Below are 489 nucleotides of genomic sequence, written 5' to 3'. Positions count from 1 at the left end.
GTGATGGTCATCGTCTGTCGGATTTGGCGCGTGGGCGTGGGGTAGCGCCGGCTGGCGCTGCCGGGCTGCGGTTCTCCGGGTTCCTGGGGTGGTGGGCGGACGGGGTGGTCAGGGGTGTCGGGGGATGGCGGCGATGTTGGCGAAGACGGCGGCGATCGCTGCCGTCCAGGGCCAGGACTTCGGGATTCGCAGCCGTCGGCGGCGGGCGGCGTGGGTGAGCCGAGCGGGGACGTGCAGGAACCGGTAGCGCAGCGCCTTGGGCTCGCAGGCGGCCAGGGGTTTGGCCTCACCGACCAGGGCCAGGAGGCGGGTCCAGGCGACGAGGTCGGCGGCGATGCCGGTGAGCAGCAGCCAGGTCTGGTTGATGCCGAACTCTCGTGAGGGGAAGCGTCCCAGGCCGGAGTCCTTGGCGTGCCGGATGCGGTCCTCCACGCGGGCATGTGCGCGGTGGCGGGCCTCGAGGAGGGCCAGTTGCCCGACGGCAGTGTT

At 72.2% G+C, this 489-nt stretch carries 1 protein-coding gene; it reads right to left on the bottom strand.

Translation table 11 applies throughout. From position 1 onward, the window contains the following. Window positions 1–108 precede the first annotated feature (108 nt). On the bottom strand, window positions 109–489 hold a 381-nt coding region (locus tag Q0795_RS17110; RefSeq protein WP_298891758.1), incomplete at its 5' end, for a transposase.

Origin of the sequence: uncultured Serinicoccus sp., assembly GCF_947487915.1 — a bacterium.
GTDB lineage: Bacteria > Actinomycetota > Actinomycetes > Actinomycetales > Dermatophilaceae > Ornithinicoccus.
Note: the sequence above shows the minus strand (reverse complement) of the source record. Positions and strands in the feature narration are given on the sequence as shown.